Source organism: Kutzneria chonburiensis, from assembly GCF_028622115.1.
Taxonomy (GTDB): domain Bacteria; phylum Actinomycetota; class Actinomycetes; order Mycobacteriales; family Pseudonocardiaceae; genus Kutzneria; species Kutzneria chonburiensis.
Map to the genome: position 1 here is coordinate 959,670 of NZ_CP097263.1, position 16,881 is coordinate 976,550.

Consider the following 16,881-nt stretch of genomic DNA (forward strand, 5'->3'; position numbering starts at 1 on the left):
CCACGACTGGGGGCGGGTGCGACCCACGGTAGCCGCAAATGCGAAAAATGTGGCCCACTGAACGGAGTAACAAGCTGAGTCGTATTCAGCTTCGTCCTGACAGGGCACGATGGGATCGTCCCATGAGCGGCTTTTATTGTGTCAGCCGCGCCCGATGAATGGCATCGCCGTTGCCATCACGGTCATGAACTGCACATTGGCGCTCAACGGCAGCCCGGCCATGTAGAGCACCGCGTCGGACACCGCGGAGACGTCCATCCGCGGTTCCGCGCGAATGGAGCCGTCGGCCTGCGGCACACCGTCGGCCATTCGGGCGGTCATCGCCGTCTCGGCGTTGCCGATGTCGATCTGGCCGCACGCGATGTCGTGCCGGCGGCCCTCGAGCGACAGCACCCGGGTCAGCCCGGTCACCGCGTGCTTGCTGGCGGTGTAGGCCACCGAGTTGGGCCGCGGCACGTGCGCGGACAGCGAGCCGTTGTTGATGATCCGGCCGCCGCGGGGCTGCTGGCGCTTCATCACCCGAAAGGCGGCACGGGCGCACAGGAACGACCCGGTCAGATTGGTGCCGATCACCTTCGACCACATCTCGGCCGACATGTCCTCGACCGGCGCCGCCCGGCCGTTCGTGCCGGCATTGTTGACCAGCAGGTCGAGCCGGCCCCAGGCCTGCTCCACGGTGTCGAACAGGGTGTCCACCTGGGCCTCGACCGCCACGTCACACGGCACGACCAGGGCGTTGTCCCGGTCGCCGGCCCTCTCGCGCAGGGTCTGCTCACGTCGCCCGGCCAGCGCCACGTGGTAGCCGGCGTCCAGCAGGGCGACCGCGACGGCCGCCCCGATACCGGCGCCCGCGCCGGTCACAATCGCAGTCCTCATGCTGGTCAAGCTACCGGCGGACGTCCATAGTGGACCCGGGTCGGGTGTGGCCAAGACCTACTGCCCGTAGTAATACATGGTCGCTATTGTGTGACCCATCGAGGGACGTGCGGGTAAGGGTGTTCACGAGGAGTAATCGGTCATCGACACGGGGCAGCTGATCGGCGGGCACTACCGGCTGGTCGAACGGGTGGGCAGCGGCGCCATGGGCGTCGTCTGGCAGGCCAGGGACGAGCGTCTCGAGCGCATGGTCGCGATCAAGCAGCTCGTGCTCCAGCCCGGCCTGTCCGAACAGGAGACGGACGAGGCGCGGCGGCGCGCCATGCGCGAGGCCCGGATCGCCGCCCGGTTGCAGCACCCCAACGCGATCACCGTGTTCGACGTCGCCGAGAACGACGGCGAGCCGTGCCTGGTGATGGAGTTCCTGCCGTCCCGCAGCCTGTCCTCGGTGCTGGCCGAGCGGGGCACGCTCTCGCCCGAGGAAGCGGCCAAGATCTGCGCGCAGGTCGCGTCGGCGCTGACCGCGGCCCACGCCGCCGGCATCGTGCACCGCGATGTGAAGCCGGCCAACATCCTGCTCACCGAGAACGGCACCGCCAAGATCACCGACTTCGGCATCTCCCGCGCGGTCGGCGACGTCACCGTCACACAGACCGGCATCTCCGCCGGCACCCCGGCCTACCTGGCCCCCGAGGTGGCCCGCGGGCACGACCCGAGCCCGGCGGCCGACGTGTTCTCGCTCGGCGCGACTCTGTTCAACGCCGTCGAGGGCCGGCCACCGTTCGGCACCAGCCAGAACCCGCTGGCGCTGCTGCACGCCGTCGCCACCGGCAAGGTCCCGCCGCCCAAGCAGGCCGGCGTCGCCACCGACCTGCTGATGGGCATGCTGGATGCCGAGCCGGAGGCGCGGCCGACCATGCGCGAGGCTGCCGACGCGCTGACCGAGATCGGCGCGGGCCGCCCGATGACGTGGACGCCGACCGCCCGGACCGCGGTGCTGGAGGCCGAAGGCGGCGCCCCGGAGCCGCCGGCGTTATTCCTGGCTACGGCGGTCATGCCGCCGGAATCGACCACCAAGCGGGACGTTCGGCAGGCGCCGGACCTGGACAAGCCGGCGTCGCGGCGGGCCATCATCATCGGCCTGGTCGTGGCGGTCGTCGTGATCGCCACCGGCCTGATCGTGATCGCCACCCTGAACGGCGGCGGCAACAACGGCGGCACCCCGCCGACCACGTCGACCCGGACGACCACGGCCGGGCAGCAGCCGCCGCCCGCCACGTCCACCACCTCGGCGTCGACGGCCCCGTCGACCACGACGTCCGGCAGCACCACCACGTCGTCCAGCACGACGACGACCACCACGACGACCAACCAGACCAGCGTCACCAACGACCCGACCGGCGGCCCGATCGACTTCGGCCAGGCCGGCCAACTGGTGATCAACTACTACGATCAGGGCAACGGGCCGGCCGGGAACTGGGCCCTGCTGTCGCCGAACGCGCAGGCCCAGTTCGGCAGCCAGGACGCCTTCTCCGCCTACTGGGCGCAGTACAGCAATGTCGTGGGCAACAACGCCCAGGGCGTGACCGCGAATCCCGACGGCTCGGACAATGTGCCGGTCGACGTCAGGTACACGAAGAACGGGCAGCCGCCGGTCACCGAGCACAAGATCATCAAGGTGATCCGGCACAACGGACAACTGCTGATCGACGGCGACACGCGTCAGAGCTGATCCGGGTCGGGGTCGCACAGGACCCCGACCCGAACACCTCAACCGGTGAACGCCTCGAAACGCTTGCTGAAGTCGTACGGCTGCTGCGTGACGTTGGTGCAGTTGGTCAGGCTGCCGTTGCACGCGTTCCGGTCGCGGGTGACCTCCCAGAACGCCAGCTCGCCCAGGTGCTTGCCGTTCGCGTAGGTGGCCAGCGACGAGGCGTTGGCCAGCGAGAACGTGCTGGAGTCGTCGTTCACGCCGAGCATCGGCGTCACACCGACCATGCCCCAGAGCTGGGCGTCGGTCTTGCTCGGGTAGATGACCTTGAGCTGGTCGTGGGTGGCCTGCGCCGCCTGCTGCGCCTTCACGCCCATGTCGATTCCGTCGTGCTGGCCGTAATCCATGGCCATCACGTTGACCAGGCTCACGTTCACGCCGTGACTGGCCGCCGACTGCACGATGTACGTGCCGTCAGAAGTCAATCCGTCCGGCATCACCGGCAGCGTGTACGAGATCTGCAGACCCGGATTGGCCGCCTGCAACTTGGCCAGCACGGCATTGCGCCGGTCGACCGAGGTGTGGTCGACGACCGCCGCGCCCTCGATGTCGAAATCGAGCCGGCTGGTCGCGTAGGCCGTGATGATGGCCTGGTACTGCTGCTGGATCTGGGTCTGGTCGGTGCACGAGCCGGACAGCTCGGTGCCGGCCTCGCCGCCGAAGGAGATCGTCACGTCGCCGCCCTGGGCCCGCAGTGCGTCGATGTCGGTCCGGTCCCAGCCGGTCGTCGGGTCGTAGGCGTTGAACCACGATGCCTTGCAGCCGTTGCCGGTGACGAAGGCCAGCGTGAAGTTCTGGAGCCCGGAGGCGTTGGCCGTGTCGGTCAGCACCGGCGTCGGCCACGAGCCCATGTCCACGTACGGCGCGACCTTCAGCGGCCAGGTGCTGCCGCTGCCGGAGCCGGCCGCCGTGGTAACGGTGATGGCGTTACTTGCCGCCGACTGGTTGCCGGCCAGGTCGTGCGCCTTGACCGTGAACGTGTACGGAGTGGACGGTGCCAGCCCGGTGACCGTCGCCGAGGTGCCGGTGATGGTCAGCGCCTTGGTCGTGCCCCGGTAGACGTCGTAGCCGGTGACGCCGATGTTGTCGGTCGACCCGGTCCAGCTCAGCGCGACGCCGGTGGTCGTCACCGTGCCGGCCTTGAGGTTGCTCGGCGCGGACGGCGGCGTGGTGTCCACGACGCCGGCGCAGGTCGCCCCGTTCAGCAGGCAGTTGGCCGGCAGCGCCGATCCGCCGGCCACGAAGCCGAAGGCGGCCGTGGCCCCGGCCGCGACGGCGCCGTTGTAGCTCTTGTTGGTGAACGTGTAGTGGTTGCCGCTGACCGTTTCCGTGGCGTCCCAGGACGACGACACGGTGGTGCCGGCCGGCAGGTCGAACTCGACCTTCCAGCTGCTGATGGCGTGGTTGCTCTGGTTGGTGACGGTGTACTGCCCCTGATATCCACCGCCCCAGACCGAGGTCTGGGCGAAGTCGGCGCTGACGGCGCCGGGAGTGGCCGCGATGGCCGGCGTGCCGATCAAGGCGAGCGCGGCGGCGGACACCAGCAGGGTGAGGCGTCGTGACATAGGGCTGCTCCAGTGAGGTGGTGGCAGCCGTTGCAGATCATGCGCGACCGTTCGGCCATCGCGCTAGCGCCGTTCGCCGTAGCCTGCACCCTCATGGGGAACGTGCTGGACTTCGTCCTGTTGGCCGGGTTCACGGTAGTGACCGGGCTGCTGTTCGCGGGCCTGATGTCGCGGCTGATGGGGATGAACTTCGGCCTGGTCCGCCGGCTGCTGGCCGGGCTGGTCGCGATCGCGCTGTTCGAGCCGGTGCTCAACGGGATGCGGAGCACGATCCTCGGCGCCGGTGGCGTTTCCCAGCTGTACCTGACCCTGCTCGGCCTCGCCGCCGCGGTGTTGGGCGCGATGATCTGCCTGGTGCTGGCCGAGGTGCTGGTGCCGACCGGGTCGCTGCCGCGGCCGACGGACCTGGTCCGTGGCCTGCGCGGCCGGCTGGCCCGGGCCCGTCGCTACTCCCGGATTCTGCGCATCGCCGTCCGGCACGGCCTCGGCCCGTACCTGTCGGGCCGTCGCCGGGCCGACTTCGAGCAGGCCGGCGGCCGGTCCCGGATGGCCGACTCGCTGGCCACCGCGCTGGACGAGGCCGGCGTGACGTTCGTGAAGCTGGGGCAGATCCTGTCCACCCGCCGCGACCTGCTGCCGCCCGAGTTCGTGGACTCGTTGAGCCGGCTGCGTGATCAGGTGTCGCCGGCGCCGTGGGAACAGGTCGCGGCCGTGCTGGCGGCCGACCTGGGCCCGGTCGACGAGGTGTTCAGCGCTATCGACCGCGAGCCGCTGGCCGCCGCGTCGATCGCCCAGGTGTACGCCGCGACGCTGCGGTCGGGGGAACGGGTGGTGGTGAAGGTGCAGCGGCCGGGCATCGGCCCGGTGGTGCAACGAGACCTGGACATAGTGGCGCGTCTGGCCACGACCTTGCACTCTCGTACCCGGTGGGGCCGGACGATCGGCGTGCGCGAGCTGGCCGCCGGGTTCGCCGACGCCATGCGGGAAGAGCTGGATTTTCGGGTCGAGACGGCGAACATGGTCGCCGTGGCGGCCGGGAGCCGTACCGGGGTTCGGTATCCGCGCCCGTACGAGGCGTTGAGCGGCAAGCGGGTGCTCGTGATGGAGCGGCTGGACGGCGTCGCGCTGAGCGCGGCCGGGCCGGACACCCCGGATCGCGAGGCCCTGGCCCGCACGCTGCTGGACACCATGCTGCGCCAGGTGATGACGGACGGCGTCTTCCACGCCGATCCCCATCCCGGCAACGTGCTGCTGCTCAGCGGCGGTGGACTCGGCATGATCGACTTCGGCTCGGTCGGCCGGCTGGACAACGCGCTGCGGGAGGCGTTGCAGCGGCTGCTGCTGGCCATGGACAGGGCCGACGTGCTCGGCGTGGCCGACGCGCTGCTCGAAGTGGTGCGCCGGCCCGACGAGATCGACCAGGTGCGGCTGGAGCGGGCGATCGGCCAGTTCCTGGCCCGGCACATGGCCCCCGGCGCGTCGGCCGGCGTGCGCATGTTCGCCGACCTGTTCCGTATCGTCGCCGACTTCGGGCTGTCCGTGCCGCCCGAGGTGGCGGCGGTGTTCCGGGCGCTGGCCACGCTGGAGGGCGGCCTCACCCAGCTCTCGCCCGGCTTCGACATGGTCGCCGAGGCCCGCGCCGTCGCCGCCGGCTACGTGCACCACCAGGACCCGGACACCTTGCGCCGCACCGCGATGGACGAGCTCATGACACTCGTGCCGATGCTGCGGCGGCTGCCGCGACGGGTCGACCGGATCGCCGGCGCGCTGGAGAACGGGCGGCTCTCGGTGAACATCCGGCTGCTGGCCGACCAGCGCGACCGCCAGTACGTCATGGCGCTGCTGCACCAGGTGCTGCTGACCGTGCTCGGTGCGACGGCCGGCGTGATGGCCGTCATCCTGCTCGTCGGCGACAGCAGCCAGCCGCAGGTCACGCTGTTGCAGACGGTCGGCTACAGCCTGCTGATCATCAGCGCCGTGCTCGTGCTCCGCGTGCTGGCGCTGATCTTCCGGCGCGACCGGTAACGTCGCCACCGTGATCGAGGACCTGCTGCCCGCCGAGGTCGTGTCGGCCGACGTGCTCGGCGACGACCCGGACGCCCGGCTGCTGCCCGAGGAGGAGCCCGAGGTGGCCAAGGCCGTCGAGAAGCGGGTGCGGGAGTTCACCATCGCCCGCGCCTGCGCGCGGCGGGCGCTGGGCAAGCTCGGCCTGCCCGAGACGCCGATCCTGCGCGGCGCCAAGCGGCAACCGCTGTGGCCGGCCGGGATCGTCGGCAGCATCACGCACACTCGTGGGTACTACGCGGCAGCGGTGGCGCGGGCCGAAGAGGTGCTGACCGTCGGCATCGACGCCGAGACCCATGCCGAGCTGCCGGACGGCGTGCTGGGCGTCGTGACGTTGCCCGAGGAGCGGGAGATGCTGTCCCGGCTGCCTTCCGGGACGTTCTGGGGACGAATCCTGTTCAGTGCCAAGGAGAGCGTGTACAAGTCGTGGTTCCCGCTGACCGAGAAGTGGCTCGGCTTCAACGACGCCCGGGTGACCATCGATCCTTTTGAGAACACGTTCTCGGTCTCGCTGCTGGTCGAGCCGCCGCTGGTGCGCGGGGAGGCGCTGACCGGATTCGAGGGGCGCTATCTGGTGCGGGACGGGTTCGTGGTGACGGCCATCGCCGTCAGCATTTGAGCCAGGACAGGTGGAAGCGGGAGCTCACCGCGCCGTCGGTCGAGTCCATCGTCATGAAGCTGTTCGTGGACTGGCCGTCCAGCTTGAGGTCGGCCGTGATCGTCAGCGGCTTGCGGTCGGTGCACGGCCCGTGCACGACTTCGTTCGCGTCCGGACGATCGGTGACCTGCCAGTCGTCGTCCTTGGGGCCGGCGAAGGTCTGGGTGCTGTGCCTGGTCGGCAGGCCGGCGAAGCGGTAGGTCGCCGTCTCCACGCCGCGGGCCTTGTCGTCCAGGTGGGCGAAGCCGCGGTAGTCCGTCTCGTCGATGCCGTAGGTGTAGCCCGCCGGCGGGTTCACGCGGACCGTCAGCGTGCAGTCCTGGTGTGCCGCCTGGCCGTGCCCCTGCACCGTGAAGGCGCTGTAGGTCACCGTGAACGCCTGGTTGTCCGGGGAGATCGCGACAGCCGTCGTCGATGGCTGGCAGCCCGTGCCGCTCGCCGTGAGCAGGTCGATCGTCGCCGGCTGGGTCGGTGGCGTGACGGTGGCCAGCAGGAGGGCCGCCGCGATGGCTGCGTGCATGCCGTGGAAGGTAGCGGTGGACCTGGGCGTCGGCACTCCGCCGTCCGGCCGCTGTGGTCAGCGGGCCGGTCGTCGGGCTATCGTTTCTAGAACACGTTCTAGTTTGCGAGGTGGGCATGAGGTTCGGAGTCGTGCTGTTCAGCAGCGACCGGGGCATCCGCCCGGCGACGTGCGCCCGGGCCGCCGAGGACGCCGGCTTCTTCTCGTTCTATGTGCCCGAGCACACCCACATCCCGGTTCGCCGCGACGCCGCCCATCCCCGTACCGGCGGCGCCGAGCTGCCCGACGACCGCTATCTGCGCACCTTGGATCCGTGGGTGTCGCTCGGCGCTGCCGCCGCCGTGACGTCCCGGATTCGCCTCGCCACCGCCGTCGCCCTGCCCGTGGAGTCCGATCCGATCACCTTGGCCAAGACCATCGCCACCCTGGACTACCTGTCTGATGGTCGGGTCACCCTCGGGGCCGGTTTCGGTTGGAACACCGACGAACTGGCCGATCACGGTGTGCCGGGCAAGTTCCGCTACACGGCGCTGCGGGAGTACATCGAGGCCATGCGCGCCTTGTGGACGTCTGATGTCGCGTCGTACCAGGGTCGGTTCGTGTCCTTCGGCGACAGCTGGGCGTATCCCAAGCCCGTGCAGTCCCATCTGCCGCTGTTGATCGGTGCCGGCGGCACCGAGCGCACCTTCGACTGGATCTCCGCCCATGCCGACGGCTGGATCACCACGCCGGGCGAGGGGGATGTCGACGGCAGCGTCCGGTTGTTGCTGGAGCGCTGGGCCAAGGCCGGCCGTGCCGGCAAGCCGTACATCGTGGCCCTGGATCGCGCCACGCCCGACCGGATTTCGCACCTGGCCGGGCTGGGCGTCGACGAGATCGTGATCGGCGTGCCTGACCAGGACGAGGAGACCGCGCTGGCCTTCATCGCCAAGATGGGGACCCGCCTGTTCTGAACCGTCGCGCCCGGGCATCTCTCCCGGTTCGGCCGGGACTAATGTTGGTGCCATGAGCAGCCGAGCCGCCCAGACCATCGCCGCGCTGCGCCGCGGCCACGACGAGTTCGTCGGCCGGTTGGCCGCGCTGGGGCCGGACGACATCGTGCGCACCTCCGGGGGCGCCCAGGACTGGACCGTCGCGCAGGTCGTCAGCCACCTCGGCAGCGGCGCCGTGATCAGCAAGGCTTCGCTGGACGCCGCCATCGCCGGCGACGACAACCCGGGCATGGAGTTCAACAAGGAGGTGTGGGCCCGCTGGGACGGCATGACACCGGCCGAGCAGGTCGCCGCCTTCCCGGCGGTGAACGAGGAACTGGTCGCCGCCTACGAGGCGTTGGACGGCCAGGCCCTCGAGCAGCTGCGGATCGACGTGGGCTTCATGCCGCAGCCGCTGGACGTCGCCGGGCACGCCGGCATGCGGCTCACCGAGTTCGCCCTGCACGGCTGGGACGTCGCCGTCACCTTCGACCCGACCGCCGCCGTCCCCCGCGACGCCGCCGTGCTGCTCGTCGACACCATCGGCCCGCTGCTGCGCTTCGCCGGCAAGGCCGACCAGATCGACGGGGCCGTCACCGTGGCCGTGCGGGCGACCGTGCCGGACCGCGACCTCGGCCTGGTCATCGACGACGTGGTCGAGCTGACCGACGTGCCCCCCGCCGCCGAAGCGAAGATCATCGCACCGACCGAGTACCTGGTCCGGCTGTTCTCCGGCCGGCACGGCGCCGAGCACACCCCGGAATCCGTCAAGGTCACCGGCTCGCTCACCCTGGACGACCTGCGCCGCGTCTTTCCCGGCTACTGAGCCGTTGGCGCCGCCTTCGGCGTCGCGGCTCGGCCCCGCCACTGCTTCGCACGGTTGCTGGATTTTTCGAGGTCCGCCACCTGACGCGCCCCACCGCGCAAAGCGATGCGGGCCTCGAAAAATCCAGCAAGGGCGAGGCAGTGGCTTAGAGGGGCCGAGCTGCGCTGCCGAAGGCAGCGCCATTAAGCACAGTGTCCAGCACCGCCATCACGGCTGGACGGTTGCGGGATCCGGCCCGGATCACCGCGTCGATGCGGCGGGAGCGGCCGGTGGGCGTGGTCGGGACGTCGACGTGGCGCAGCGCGAGCTGGGGGAGCACCGCCGCGCCGACGCCGGCCGCGACGAGGCTGGCGATGGTGGACAGGCCCATGAACTCCCAGCGGGTGTCGGGCCGTACGCCGCGTTCGGCCATGATCGTCTCGACGATGCCGCGTGACGGCTGGTCCGGCGGGGCGACCAGCCAGGTCGGGTGGTCCGCCGGGCCGGCGATGACCAGCGGGTCGACCATCAACTCGGTGCGGATGAGGTCGGGTTCGGGGTCGACGGGCCGCCACGCGTCGACCACCGCGATGTCGATCTCGCGGCTGCGCAGGCGGTTCAGCGCCTCGTCGTCGATGTATTGGCGGAGCACGATCTGCGGGCCTTGCAGCGTGACGAGCCGGGGCGCGACGACCACGGCCACCGAGGGGATCGTGCTGATCGTGATCCGGCCCGTGGTGTCGGCGGTGGCCAGGTCGGCCTCGGCCGCCTCGACGGCGTCCAGCACGGTGGCGGCGTGCTTGGCCAGCCGCTGGCCGGCTTCGGTGAGGACGGCGCTGCGGGGCGTGCGCTCCAGCAGCGCAACGCCGGCTTCCTTCTCCAGCACGGCCAGCTGCTGCGACACCGCCGACGGGGAGTAGCCCGTGGCCGCGGCGACCGCGGCGATGCTGCCCATGGCCGCGAAGTGGTGCAGGAGGGCCAGCCGGCGCAGTTCGAGCATCGGATTACCTTACGCTGGCCCCTGGCTTTTCGCGCTTTACCCGATGCTCGGCGTCGGAGAGGGTGGGGTCATGCCCGTCTCCGCCACCCTCGCCGCCAACGACACCATCGCCCGCCGCCGCGCCGCCGGCCTGCCCGTGGTGCCGCTCGGTTTCGGCGAGGCCGGCCTTCCCGTGCATCCCCTGCTCGCCGCCGCTTTGGCTGACGCCGCCGGCCACGGCTCGTACGGTCCCGTCGCCGGTATCCCGGCGCTGTTGGACGCCGCCGCCGGCTACTGGTCACGGCGTGGACTGCCCACGGAGCCGTCTCAGGTTGTCGCCGGTCCTGGCAGCAAACCGTTGCTGTGGGCCATTCTCGGCACGTGTCGTGGCGGCGTCGTGCTGCCCAAGCCCAGTTGGGTCAGCTACGCCGCCCAGGCCGCGATGCACGGCCGCGACATCGTGCGGATCCGCAGCATCGGCGGCGTGCCCGATCCGGCCGAGCTCGACGCCGTCGCGTCCGGGCTCCGTCTCTCCACCGTGATCGTCACCCTGCCCGACAACCCCACCGGGCTCCTGGCCCCGCCCTCGGTGATCCGGGATCTGTGTGCCGTGGCCGAACGGCACGACCTGCTGATCATCTCCGACGAGATCTACCGTGACCTGACCGTTGGCGATTTCCTCAGCCCCGCAAGCGTTTCCCCCGACCGCGTGGTCGTGACGTCCGGGCTCAGCAAGTCCCTGGCCCTCGGCGGCTGGCGGCTCGGCATCGCCCGCTTCCCCGACGCCTCCCTTCGCTCCCAGGTCATCGACCTGGCCAGCGAGGTGTGGTCGGCCCCGGCTCATCCCGTTCAGGTGGCGGCGTCACTGGCCCTGTCCGAGCCGCCGGCCCTGGTCGAACACGTTGCGCGGAGCCGTCTTCTGCACCATCGCGTCGCCTCCGCCGTCGCCTCGGCGTTCGGCTGCCCGCCGCCGGACGGCGCTTTCTACCTCTACCCGCGGGTCGCCGGCTTTTCCGACGATCAGGCGGTTGCCGACCATCTCTTGTCCCGCAACGGTGTCGTCGTGCTTCCAGGCTCGTCGTTCGGCGACGACCCCGAGGCCTGCCGCATCCGCGTCGCCACCAGTCAGCTCTACGGCAGCACGGACGTGCAGCGCGAGCAGGCCCTCGACAGCGACGATCCCGTTGCCCTGCCGTGGATCGCCGAGCAGCTGGACCTCATCCGCGAGGCGCTACGGTAGATTCGAGCAGCTCCAGCCTCCGCTGTTCGGCGTCCAGCGCGACGCGGACACCCACCGGCATCGGCAGATTCGCGCCGGCATGTCCGAATTCGACGTTGCCCAACACCGGAATGTCCCGGTCGCCCACGACGTCCAGCACGATCTCCGCCAACGGAACGTCGTCGAGCCCGGCGATCTCGTGCGGGATGCCCATGGTTGATCACCCCGCCGATCAGCCGGCCCTCGGCCCGTCCCGGACGCCAGCATTCCCACGACGGCGTCGACGGCAGCGCGCCGATCGGTTCTGGATCGGTCAGCAGCCTCGAATACAACTCGGCGAGTTCCGCTTGGCGCGCCGGTGTGCGCGTAGAGCAGCAGATGCAGCAGGGAGATGTCGGTGAGGCCGAGGATCATGGCCGTCGAGCCGAAGATCGCTAGGCCCCGCCCCTGCTTCGCACTGGGCGACGCAGGGGGCCGAGCCGCGACGCCGGAGGCGGCGCCATTCAACACAGTCTTCGTGACTCCGGCGATCACACGCTACGGAGTTACCATTCCCAGCGGATGCCGTGCACGCCGGGCTGCGCGTCCAAAGTGACCGTGTGCACCGATTCCCCGCCGGTCAGCGGCAACGCCGACACGACGGCCCCTCGGTATCCCCAACACCGCGCCGGCACGGCCGCCGGGTGGAAACGCACCTGGAGCACCAGATCCCAGGCGGGCGAGACCAGCACCTGTTCCCAGCGGTCGGCCAGGCCCCGGCTGACCTCGTACTCGACGATGCAGGTCTCGCCGTTGGCCAAGGGATGGTCCAGCAACAGCACCCCGTCGCCGCCAACGCGGCAGTTGCGGGTGTCGAGAAACCGGGCGCCCGTCTCGACGCCGGGCCAGAACCGGTCCACGTCGTCCCGGCAGGCGCGGAGCACGGCGCGGGTGCGGGCGGTCTGCCGCGGGGCGTGGACGACGGTGTGCAGCGAAACGATGAAGGTGTCGGTGGTGAGCAGGGGGTCGCGGGTGGATCTCGGGGCGGGAATCGTCGGCACGGTACTCCCAAGAGCGGCGGTCGTCCGGTGTCGATTGTCCGCCGTGGCACCGGCCGACGCCGTCGTTAACTCTTGCGCCGCCGCATTGACTGTTGACGAGGGAGGGACCAACATCACCTCCAACGTACTAGGATAGGCTCGCCTAAGTTAGGTTAGGGTTCCCTGAACTGAGGGCGGACTGAGGGAGCGACATGAGTGCTGAGGCCGGCGAGCAGATCCCGATCTACGACGTCGTAGGAGTGGGCTTCGGACCGTCGAACCTGGCGCTGGCGATCGCGCTCGCGGAGCACAACGCGGGCGCGGCCGAGCCGGTCACCGCGCACTTCCTCGAACGCCAGCCGCGTTTCGGCTGGCACCGGGGCATGCTGATCGACACCGCCACCATGCAGGTGTCCTTCCTCAAGGACCTGGTCACGATGCGCAACCCGACCAGCGACTTCACCTTCGTCAACTACCTGCACTCGGCCGGCCGGCTGGTCGACTTCATCAACCACAAGAACCTGTTCCCGCTGCGCGTGGAGTTCCACGACTACTTCGAGTGGGCGGCGGCCAAGGTCGACGACGTGGTTTCGTACGGCGTCGAGGTGGTGGCCGTCGAGCCGGTGGCGGACAACGGGGAAATCGCTTTCTTCGACGTGCTGACCTCGGACGGCTCCACGCTGCGGGCCCGGAACCTGGTGATGGGCACGGGTCTTCGGCCGCAGCTGCCGGCCGGCGTCGAGACCGGGCCCCGGATCTGGCACAACAGCGAGCTGCTGCACCGGATCCCGGCGATCAAGGACGCCGATCCTCGACGGTTCGTGGTCGTCGGCGCGGGGCAGAGCGCGGCCGAGGTCGCTGCCCTGCTGCACGACGAGTTCCCTCGGGCCGAGATCTGTGCCGTGTTCGCCCGGTACGGCTACAGCCCGGCCGACGACAGCTCCTTCGCCAACCGGATCTTCGACCCCGAGGCGGTCGACCAGTTCTACCGCGCCGGCGAGCCGGTCAAGGACCGGCTGATGCGCTACCACGGCTCCACCAACTACTCGGCGGTGGACGTCGACCTGATCGACGAACTGTACCGGCGGGTTTACCGCGAGAAGGTCCTCGGCACGCAGCGCCTGCGCCTGTTCAACGTGTCCCGGCCGGTCGAGGTCCTCGACACCGGCACGGTCGTGGTGGAATCCCTGACCACGGGCGAGCGCACGATCCTCGACGCCGACGCGGTCATCTACGCCACCGGCTACCGGCCGGCCGACCCGACGCCGCTGCTGGGCACGCTGTGCGCCCGCGATGTGGAGGGCCGGCTGCTGGTCGAGCGCGACTACCGCGTCACCACGGAATCCGTTGTGCGTGGCGGCATCTACCTCCAGGGCGGCACCGAGCACTCGCACGGCATCACGTCGTCGCTGCTGTCCAACACCGCGGTGCGGGTCGGCGAGATCCTTGCGTCCATTGTGGACCGCCGTGCGGCGTTGACGCCGGCCGGGGAGTACGCGGTCAGCGTCAGCTGACGCCCTGGTGGTGCCGGCTGATCGGGATCACCATCGGCGTGCCGCTGACCGGGTCCGGCGTGACCTGGCAGCGCACGCCGAACACGGTGTCCACCAGCTCCTCGGTGATCACCTCGGACGGACGGCCGGACGCCACGATGCGGCCGGCCTTCATGGCGATCAGCTGGTCGGCGTACCGGCAGGCCTGCGGGAGGTCGTGCAGCACCATCACGACGGTCCGGCCCTCGGTGCGGTTCAGGTCGACGACCAGATCCAGCACGTCGATCTGGTGGGCCAGATCCAGGTACGTCGTCGGCTCGTCCAGCAGCAGCACCGGGGTGCCCTGGGCGACGGCCATGGCGATCCACGCCCGCTGCCGCTGCCCGCCGGACAGCTCGTCCACCCGCCGGTCGGCCAGCTCGGTCATCGCCGTGGCGGCCAACGCATCCCGCACGGCGGTTTCGTCCGAAGTGGACCATTGCCGCCACCACGCCTGGTGCGGCGCCCGGCCCCGGCCGACCAAATCCGACACCGTCATGCCCTCGGGGCTGACCGGGGACTGCGGCAGAATTCCCAGCCGCTGCGCCACCTGCCTGGTCGGCAGTTCGTGGATCGACCGGCCGTCCAGGTACACCGTGCCGGCCTTCGGGGCCAACAGCCGGGCCATGGTCCGCAGCAGCGTCGACTTGCCGCACGCGTTCGGGCCGACGACGGCGGTGATCTGCCCGGGCGGGATGTCCAGGTCGAGGCCGTCGATGACGATCCGGTCGTCGTAGGCGACGCGCAGGCCCTGCACCCGCAGCGAGGGCGTGTCGGAAGTCATCGGTCAGCCTCCAGAGCCGGAACGATTGGCCCTGACCAGCAGCCAGAGCAGGACGGGTGCGCCGAGCGCGCCGGTCACGATGCCGACCGGCAGCCCCGTCGGGGTGAGCACGCGGGCCAGGATGTCGCTGCCCAGCACCAGAACCCCGCCGCCCAACGCGGACGTCACGACCGGCGGCGAGGACACGCGAGCCAGCCGTTGCGCGATCTGCGGTGCCGTCAAGGCAACGAAGGCGATGGGGCCGGCCGATGCCGTGGCGAAGGCAACGAGGCCTGCGCCGGCGAGGAGCAGCCCGAGACGGACGGGTTGCACCGGCGTGCCGAGCCCGGCGGCCACCTCGTCGCCGAGCGCGAGCGTGCCCATCCAGCGGGAAAGCCCCAGCACCAACGGAAAGAGCACAACGGACGCCACGAACAGCGGAATCACGTTCTCCCAGCCGCGATTGGCCAGGTTGCCGACGAGCCAGCCCATGGACGACTGCGCCTCGGTGATCTGCGCCTTGCTGAGCAGATAGTCGGTCAGACTCGTGCACATCGCCGAGATCCCGATGCCTACCAACAGGATCCGGTAGCCGGTGGTGCCGCGCCGCCACGCCAGCAGGTACACGACGAGCCCGGACACCAGGCCGCCGAGCAGGCCCAACGTGGTCGTGCCGAGTCCGTCGCCGAAACCGAACGCGATGCCGGCGACCACGGCGGTCGCCGCGCCCGCGTTGATGCCGATCATGTCCGGACTGGCCAGCGGGTTGCGGGTGATGGTCTGGAACACCGCCCCGGACGCGCCGAACGCCAGCCCGGCCAGCAGCCCGGTCAGCGCCCGCGGCAGCCGCAGTTCCCGCACGATATAGGCGTTTCCGGCGTCGCCGCTGGTGAACAGGCCGGTGAGCACGTCGGACAGCCCCATCGGCACGTCGCCGATGGTCATCCCCAGGCACAGCAGCAGAAACGCCGCCGCCAGCAGTATTGCGCCCACGGTGACGACCCGCGGTGTCACTCGTACCGACATCGTGCTGAGCCGGATGGTCACGGGCAGGCTCATGTCACGACTCCAGCTGCTTGCGCCTGCGGACCAGGTAGATGAACGCCGGTGCGCCGAGGAACGCGACGATCACGCCGGCCCGGATCTCGGCGGGCCGGGCCATGATCCGGCCGAGGATGTCGGCCGCCAGCAGCAGACCCGGGGCCAGCACAGCGGAGTACGGCAGCAGCCAGCGCTGGTCGGGGCCGATGACGAAGCGCACGGCGTGCGGGATGATCAGGCCCAGGAACACGATCGGCCCGGCGACGGCGACGGCCGCGCCGGTGAGCAGCGTGATGGCCAGCGCGCCGCGCAGCCGTAGCGGCCCGAGCTTCCGGCCGAGCGCCACGGCCACGTCGTCGCCGAGGGCCAGGCTGTTCAGCGCGGGGCCGCTCGTGACCGCCAGCACCGCGCCGACCAGCATGAACGGCAGGATCTGGAGCAGTTGGCCGCTGTCCGCGCCGCCGAGCGAACCGGCCGACCAGAACCGGAAACGGTTGAGCGCGACCGGGTCCTGCAACACCATCGCGCTGGTGAACGAGCCCAGCAGCGCGGTGACCGCGGCCCCGGCCAGCGTCAGTTTCACCGGGCTGGACCCGGCATTGCCGCGCGTGCCGAGGAAGTACACGACCGCGGTGGCGGCGAGCGCGCCGGCGAAAGCGAACCAGATGTAGCCGTACAGCGAGCTCACGCCGAGCACGGTGATCGAGAACACGATGGCGAACGCCGCACCGGCGCTCACGCCCAGCAGCCCCGGGTCGGCCAGCGGGTTGCGGGTCAGCGCCTGCATCACGGTGCCGGCCAGGCCGAGCCCGGCGCCGACCAGCACGGCCAGCGCGGTCCGCGGCATCCGGACACTGTGGATGATCACGGCATCGGCCGAGCCGTCGTTGTGCAGCAGCACGCGCCAGACGTCGGCGACCGAGATCTCCTTGGATCCCAGCCAGATGCTCAGCAGGCACAGCAGGGCCAACACGCCGACGGCGGCCAGCAGGCCGAGCGCCCGGGCCGCGTGCCGTGGCTGACGCGTGAGGGTGTCTGGCCGCACCACGCCTCCGTTGAGTACGAATTTAGGCAAGGCTAACACTACAGGAGTGCATC

At 70.4% G+C, this 16,881-nt stretch carries 16 protein-coding genes; 7 read left to right on the forward strand and 9 right to left on the reverse strand.

From position 1 onward, the window contains the following. Positions 1 to 141: 141 nt before the first annotated feature. Positions 142 to 876 carry an SDR family oxidoreductase gene (locus M3Q35_RS04620; RefSeq protein WP_273940353.1) on the reverse strand — a complete coding sequence of 245 codons (735 nt, stop codon included), beginning with the start codon at positions 874 to 876 and terminating at the stop codon, positions 142 to 144. A gap of 205 nt (positions 877 to 1,081) precedes the next feature. Between M3Q35_RS04620 and M3Q35_RS04625 the strand changes: the two genes are divergently transcribed. Then, complete coding sequence (locus tag M3Q35_RS04625; protein WP_379794732.1) at positions 1,082 to 2,608, forward strand: serine/threonine-protein kinase; 1,527 nt, start codon at positions 1,082 to 1,084, stop codon at positions 2,606 to 2,608. Positions 2,609 to 2,646: 38 nt separating this feature from the next. Here M3Q35_RS04625 and M3Q35_RS04630 read toward each other — a convergent pair whose 3' ends face one another. Further along, positions 2,647 to 4,212, reverse strand: a complete 1,566-nt coding sequence (locus M3Q35_RS04630) for a cellulose binding domain-containing protein (RefSeq protein WP_273940354.1) — start codon at positions 4,210 to 4,212, stop codon at positions 2,647 to 2,649. A 93-nt stretch (positions 4,213 to 4,305) separates the two neighbouring features. On the opposite strand from M3Q35_RS04630, the gene M3Q35_RS04635 reads away from it, so the two are divergent. Continuing rightward, positions 4,306 to 6,237, forward strand: coding sequence for an AarF/UbiB family protein (locus tag M3Q35_RS04635; protein ID WP_273940355.1), 1,932 nt, complete (start codon positions 4,306 to 4,308; stop codon positions 6,235 to 6,237). A 10-nt stretch (positions 6,238 to 6,247) separates the two neighbouring features. Then, positions 6,248 to 6,895: a 4'-phosphopantetheinyl transferase family protein gene (locus M3Q35_RS04640; protein WP_273940356.1), complete on the forward strand. Its 648-nt coding sequence runs from the start codon at positions 6,248 to 6,250 to the stop codon at positions 6,893 to 6,895. On the opposite strand, the gene M3Q35_RS04645 is transcribed toward M3Q35_RS04640, so the two are convergent. Then, positions 6,885 to 7,454 (reverse strand): DUF4360 domain-containing protein, encoded by a 570-nt coding sequence (locus tag M3Q35_RS04645; RefSeq protein ID WP_273940357.1) that lies wholly within the window; start codon positions 7,452 to 7,454, stop codon positions 6,885 to 6,887. The genes M3Q35_RS04640 and M3Q35_RS04645 overlap by 11 nt on opposite strands. Positions 7,455 to 7,570: 116 nt before the next feature. Here M3Q35_RS04645 and M3Q35_RS04650 point away from each other — a divergent pair, with 116 nt between their 5' ends. Together M3Q35_RS04650 and M3Q35_RS04655 are read left to right on the forward strand one after the other, a co-directional pair. After that, the gene (locus M3Q35_RS04650; RefSeq protein ID WP_273940358.1) at positions 7,571 to 8,407 is read left to right on the forward strand and encodes an LLM class F420-dependent oxidoreductase; all 837 of its coding nucleotides are present in this window, start codon (positions 7,571 to 7,573) and stop codon (positions 8,405 to 8,407) included. 52 nt (positions 8,408 to 8,459) lie between these two features. Beyond that, positions 8,460 to 9,251, forward strand: a complete 792-nt coding sequence (locus M3Q35_RS04655) for a maleylpyruvate isomerase family mycothiol-dependent enzyme (protein ID WP_273940359.1) — start codon at positions 8,460 to 8,462, stop codon at positions 9,249 to 9,251. Positions 9,252 to 9,396: 145 nt separating this feature from the next. Here M3Q35_RS04655 and M3Q35_RS04660 read toward each other — a convergent pair whose 3' ends face one another. After that, complete coding sequence (locus M3Q35_RS04660; protein WP_273940360.1) at positions 9,397 to 10,230, reverse strand: LysR family transcriptional regulator; 834 nt, start codon at positions 10,228 to 10,230, stop codon at positions 9,397 to 9,399. Between the two features lie 70 nt (positions 10,231 to 10,300). On the opposite strand from M3Q35_RS04660, the gene M3Q35_RS04665 reads away from it, so the two are divergent. Continuing rightward, positions 10,301 to 11,449 (forward strand): pyridoxal phosphate-dependent aminotransferase, encoded by a 1,149-nt coding sequence (locus M3Q35_RS04665; protein WP_273940362.1) that lies wholly within the window; start codon positions 10,301 to 10,303, stop codon positions 11,447 to 11,449. Here the strand turns inward: M3Q35_RS04665 and M3Q35_RS04670 are convergent. Next, positions 11,427 to 11,642, reverse strand: a complete 216-nt coding sequence (locus M3Q35_RS04670) for a hypothetical protein (RefSeq protein WP_273940363.1) — start codon at positions 11,640 to 11,642, stop codon at positions 11,427 to 11,429. The two genes, M3Q35_RS04665 and M3Q35_RS04670, sit on opposite strands and share 23 nt — an antisense overlap. Positions 11,643 to 11,973: 331 nt before the next feature. Next, positions 11,974 to 12,468: a hypothetical protein gene (locus tag M3Q35_RS04675; protein WP_273940364.1), complete on the reverse strand. Its 495-nt coding sequence runs from the start codon at positions 12,466 to 12,468 to the stop codon at positions 11,974 to 11,976. A 191-nt stretch (positions 12,469 to 12,659) separates the two neighbouring features. Between M3Q35_RS04675 and M3Q35_RS04680 the strand changes: the two genes are divergently transcribed. After that, on the forward strand, positions 12,660 to 13,961 hold the full coding sequence (locus M3Q35_RS04680) for a lysine N(6)-hydroxylase/L-ornithine N(5)-oxygenase family protein (RefSeq protein ID WP_273940365.1): 1,302 nt from the start codon (positions 12,660 to 12,662) through the stop codon (positions 13,959 to 13,961). On the opposite strand, the gene M3Q35_RS04685 is transcribed toward M3Q35_RS04680, so the two are convergent. From M3Q35_RS04685 to M3Q35_RS04695, 3 genes are read right to left on the reverse strand one after another with little or no spacing between them, the layout of a single operon-like run. Then, a complete protein-coding gene (locus tag M3Q35_RS04685) occupies positions 13,954 to 14,763 on the reverse strand; it encodes an ABC transporter ATP-binding protein (RefSeq protein WP_273940366.1) in 810 nt (269 codons plus the stop codon). The two genes, M3Q35_RS04680 and M3Q35_RS04685, sit on opposite strands and share 8 nt — an antisense overlap. A 3-nt stretch (positions 14,764 to 14,766) precedes the next feature. Beyond that, entirely contained in the window at positions 14,767 to 15,801 is a 1,035-nt protein-coding gene (locus M3Q35_RS04690; protein WP_273940367.1) for a FecCD family ABC transporter permease, read from the reverse strand. A 1-nt stretch (position 15,802) separates the two neighbouring features. Beyond that, entirely contained in the window at positions 15,803 to 16,828 is a 1,026-nt protein-coding gene (locus M3Q35_RS04695; RefSeq protein ID WP_273940368.1) for a FecCD family ABC transporter permease, read from the reverse strand. Positions 16,829 to 16,881: the final 53 nt, after the last annotated feature.

Excerpts from the sequence above, each read along its gene's own strand:
- M3Q35_RS04680 (WP_273940365.1), top strand. The coding sequence starts at position 12,660 with ATGAGTGCTGAGGCCGGCGAGCAGATCCCGATCTACGACGTCGTAGGA.
- M3Q35_RS04630 (WP_273940354.1), bottom strand. The coding sequence starts at position 4,212 with ATGTCACGACGCCTCACCCTGCTGGTGTCCGCCGCCGCGCTCGCCTTG.
- M3Q35_RS04665 (WP_273940362.1), top strand. The coding sequence starts at position 10,301 with ATGCCCGTCTCCGCCACCCTCGCCGCCAACGACACCATCGCCCGCCGC.
- M3Q35_RS04650 (WP_273940358.1), top strand. The coding sequence starts at position 7,571 with ATGAGGTTCGGAGTCGTGCTGTTCAGCAGCGACCGGGGCATCCGCCCG.
- M3Q35_RS04635 (WP_273940355.1), top strand. The coding sequence starts at position 4,306 with ATGGGGAACGTGCTGGACTTCGTCCTGTTGGCCGGGTTCACGGTAGTG.
- M3Q35_RS04625 (WP_379794732.1), top strand. The coding sequence starts at position 1,082 with ATGGGCGTCGTCTGGCAGGCCAGGGACGAGCGTCTCGAGCGCATGGTC.
- M3Q35_RS04645 (WP_273940357.1), bottom strand. The coding sequence starts at position 7,454 with ATGCACGCAGCCATCGCGGCGGCCCTCCTGCTGGCCACCGTCACGCCA.
- M3Q35_RS04655 (WP_273940359.1), top strand. The coding sequence starts at position 8,460 with ATGAGCAGCCGAGCCGCCCAGACCATCGCCGCGCTGCGCCGCGGCCAC.
- M3Q35_RS04660 (WP_273940360.1), bottom strand. The coding sequence starts at position 10,230 with ATGCTCGAACTGCGCCGGCTGGCCCTCCTGCACCACTTCGCGGCCATG.
- M3Q35_RS04620 (WP_273940353.1), bottom strand. The coding sequence starts at position 876 with ATGAGGACTGCGATTGTGACCGGCGCGGGCGCCGGTATCGGGGCGGCC.
- M3Q35_RS04670 (WP_273940363.1), bottom strand. The coding sequence starts at position 11,642 with ATGGGCATCCCGCACGAGATCGCCGGGCTCGACGACGTTCCGTTGGCG.
- M3Q35_RS04685 (WP_273940366.1), bottom strand. The coding sequence starts at position 14,763 with ATGACTTCCGACACGCCCTCGCTGCGGGTGCAGGGCCTGCGCGTCGCC.
- M3Q35_RS04690 (WP_273940367.1), bottom strand. The coding sequence starts at position 15,801 with ATGAGCCTGCCCGTGACCATCCGGCTCAGCACGATGTCGGTACGAGTG.